Origin of the sequence: Streptomyces sp. SID11385, from assembly GCF_010548245.1 — a bacterium.
GTDB lineage: Bacteria > Actinomycetota > Actinomycetes > Streptomycetales > Streptomycetaceae > Streptomyces.
The window spans coordinates 1-3,085 of the sequence record NZ_JAAGLR010001100.1; the positions used below are offsets into that span (position 1 = coordinate 1).

At 72.3% G+C, this 3,085-nt stretch carries 4 protein-coding genes; 1 reads left to right on the forward strand and 3 read right to left on the reverse strand.

The window, feature by feature from the left end; translation table 11 throughout:
• Positions 1-108: 108 nt before the first annotated feature.
• Positions 109-675, forward strand: a complete 567-nt coding sequence (gene fxsA, locus G3I42_RS33675; RefSeq protein ID WP_203607690.1) for an FxsA family membrane protein — start codon at positions 109-111, stop codon at positions 673-675.
• Between the two features lie 97 nt (positions 676-772).
• Here fxsA and G3I42_RS33680 read toward each other — a convergent pair whose 3' ends face one another.
• The 3 genes from G3I42_RS33680 to G3I42_RS33690 all read right to left on the reverse strand — a co-directional run.
• Positions 773-1,147, reverse strand: a complete 375-nt coding sequence (locus G3I42_RS33680; RefSeq protein ID WP_008749015.1) for an RNA polymerase-binding protein RbpA — start codon at positions 1,145-1,147, stop codon at positions 773-775.
• A gap of 242 nt (positions 1,148-1,389) precedes the next feature.
• Positions 1,390-2,808 carry an MFS transporter gene (locus tag G3I42_RS33685; protein ID WP_164291460.1) on the reverse strand — a complete coding sequence of 473 codons (1,419 nt, stop codon included), beginning with the start codon at positions 2,806-2,808 and terminating at the stop codon, positions 1,390-1,392.
• A 32-nt stretch (positions 2,809-2,840) separates the two neighbouring features.
• On the reverse strand, positions 2,841-3,085 hold a 245-nt coding region (locus tag G3I42_RS33690; protein ID WP_275405319.1), incomplete at its 5' end, for a glycerophosphodiester phosphodiesterase family protein.

Consider the following 3,085-nt stretch of genomic DNA (forward strand, 5'->3'; position numbering starts at 1 on the left):
GAGGAGCGGGGCCCGGGGCGGAGCCCCGCGAGGCCACCCCGGCGCAAGGCCGACCCCGCGGCAAGGCCCAGCCACCCCCCGCCCCCCTTCCAAGGGCACACTGGACCCATGACGCCCAGCACCCCTCCGCCCCCCGCCAAACGCAGCGGCCCGCGCAGATGGCTCCCCCTCGGGATCGCCGCCTGGTTCGTGATCGAGATCTGGCTGCTGATCCTCGTCGGCGAAGCGGCCGGCGGCCTCGTGGTCGTCGCGCTGCTCGCCGCCGGGATCATCGGCGGCGGCGCGGTCGTCAAGCGCGCGGGCCGCCGCGCCTTCGGCGCGCTCACCCGGACCCTCCAGCAGCCCCCGACCGCCGCGGCCCCGCAGGAGCGCGCCGAGGGCAACGGCTTCCTCATGCTCGCCGGGCTGCTCCTCATGATCCCGGGGCTGCTCTCGGACGTCGCCGGGCTCGTCCTCCTCGTCCCCGGCATACGGGGCGCGCTCTCGCGCCGCGTCGAGCGCACGATGCAGCGCAAGCTGGACGAGGCGACGGGCGGCGCCTTCGGCAGCGCCTACACCCGCGCCCGTACCCAGCGCCCCGACGGCAAGGTCGTCCAGGGCGAGGTCGTCCGCGAGGACACCCCCACGAAGCCGCACGACGAGGACGAGGGCCCGCGCCCGCCCCTCACCCCCTGAGTGCCGGCAGCAAAGCGAAAGGCCGTGGGCCGGACACCGAGAAGGTGTCCGGCCCACGGCCTTTCGCTTTGCTGCCTCCAACCGGCCGACCGAGGACTCAGGCGGACTTACGGCTGTCGCGCGGGTGCACCGCGATGTTCATCGCACCGGAGCGCAGGACGGCCAGGCGCTCGGCCAGGACCTCCTCCAGCTCCTCCCGCGTACGCCGCTCCATGAGCATGTCCCAGTGCGTGCGCGCGGGCTTGGTCTTCTTCTCCTCCGGCCCGTCCCCGTCGACAAGGAGTGCCTGCGCACCGCACACCTTGCACTCCCACTCCGCGGGGATCTCCGCCTCGACCGAGAACGGCATCTCGAAGCGGTGTCCGTTCTGGCATGCGTATTCGACGGCCTGGCGCGGGGCCAGGTCGATGCCGCGGTCCGTCTCGTAGCTGGTCACCACAAGGCGTGTGCCGCGAAGCGCTCGCTCACTCATGAATCGTGCCTCCCGGGCTTGCTCGCCCACAGGACAGTCGTCGCTGTCGTCGTCATCCGGTCAACGTCCGGTCGGCGGTGAAGATTCCCGTGCAGGGTCAAAGCGTCGCCGTCGTAGCCGCCCCATTTGTACCCACCAGTGCCCGCTTTGTCACATCTGGCGACGTACGCACCGAAAATCTCGGGCTGTCTTCGCTGTTCAGAGGCGCAGGAACGGTACATCCGGATGGTCAAACGCGTACACTACCGCCCTTCGTGCCCCCGTGCGAAATTCGGCGCGACCCCGTCCGGCTCGCCCTCCACGCCCTCGGGAACGGTGTTCCCCGCCTCGCGCATTCCACGCGCGAGCGGCACCCGCAGCAGGACGCCGAAGCCGAGCACGAAGAAGATCACCAGCGAGATGATCGCGTCCCGGTAGCTCCCCGTGACCTGGTAGGTGAGCCCGAAGAGGAGCGGGCCGAGCCAGCTCATGCCGCGATCGCTCATCTCGTACGCGGAGAAGTACTCGGCCTCCTTGCCCGCGGGCACCAGGTGGGAGTACAGCGAACGCGAGAGCGCCTGGCTGCCGCCCATGATCAGCCCGATCCCGGCGGCGAGCACGAAGAACCACACCGGGGCCCCGGCGGGCAGGAAGTAGCCGCAGCCGACGATGAGCGTCCAGGCGCCGAGCGAGGCGAGCACCGTCCGCTTCGTCCCGTACCGCCGCGCGAGCCGCCCCATCCCGAGCGCCCCGGCCACGGCGAGCACCTGCACGAGCAGGATCGCCACGATCAGCGTGGACTGGCTCAGGCCCAGCTCCTCGGAGCCGAAGACGGACGCCTGCGAGATGACCGTCTGGATGCCGTCGTTGTAGAGGAGGTACGCGAGCAGGAACCACAGCGTGACCGGGCGGCGGCGCATGTCCCCCAGCGTGGCGCCCAGCTGGCGCCAGCTCCCGCCGACGACGCCCGCGCCCGGTTCCGCGGCCGGGCGCTCGCGCAGCCGCCGCAGCGGGACGAGCGTGAACACCCCCCACCACAGGCCCGCCGACGACAGGCAGATGCGCACCGCCGTCGACTCGCTCACGCCGAAGGAGTCGTGCCCGAGGTAGAGGACCAGGTTGAGGACGAGGACCAGCGCGCCCGCCGCGTAGCCGAAGGCCCAGCCGCGCGAGGAGACCGCGTCGCGCTCCCGCGGCGCGGCGATCTGCGGCAGGAAGGCGTTGTAGACGACCGTCGAGACCGCGATCGAGGCGTTCGCGACGACGAGCAGCACCCCGCCGAGCAGGTAGCGGTCCCCGTCCAGGAAGAACATCCCCGCCGTCGCCGCCGCGCCGAGATAGGCGGAAGCCCCGAGCAGCGGCTTCTTGCGGCCCGTCCGGTCGGCGAGCGCGCCCGCGAGCGGCATCACGAGGACGGAGACGATCACCGAGAGCGAGACGCTGTACGCGAAGAAGGAGCCCGCCCGCACCGGCAGGCCCAGCGGGTGCACGTAGCCGTCCGCGTCGGCCGCGCTCTTCGCCACCTCGGTGAGGTACGGGCCGAGGAAGACGGTGAGCACGCTCGTCGAATACACCGAGCAGGCCCAGTCGTAGAAGTACCAGCCGCGCTGCTCCCGCTTGCGCGCCCCCGCCTCGTCCGCCGCCCCCGTGGCGATCGCCGCCCCCGCGGTCCGTGCGCCCATCCCGCTCCCTCGCCTCGTCCCGCGCGCGCCGCTCAGGCCCCCGGCCACTGCCCCCGGGACCGCAGCACCGTGCGCAGCGCCTCGATGTGGTCGGTCATGATGCCATCAACACCGAGGTCCAGAAGCCGGGTCATCTCCGCCTCCTCGTTCACCGTCCACACGTGCACCTGGAGCCCCCGGGCGTGCGCGCTCCGCACGAAGGCGCGGTCGACGACGGTGAGCCGCCCGTGCCGTACGGGCACCTGCGCGGCGAGCGCGCCGCGCGGCGGGACGCAGG

Excerpts from the sequence above, each read along its gene's own strand:
- fxsA (WP_203607690.1), top strand. The coding sequence starts at position 109 with ATGACGCCCAGCACCCCTCCGCCCCCCGCCAAACGCAGCGGCCCGCGC.
- G3I42_RS33680 (WP_008749015.1), bottom strand. The coding sequence starts at position 1,147 with ATGAGTGAGCGAGCGCTTCGCGGCACACGCCTTGTGGTGACCAGCTAC.
- G3I42_RS33685 (WP_164291460.1), bottom strand. The coding sequence starts at position 2,808 with ATGGGCGCACGGACCGCGGGGGCGGCGATCGCCACGGGGGCGGCGGAC.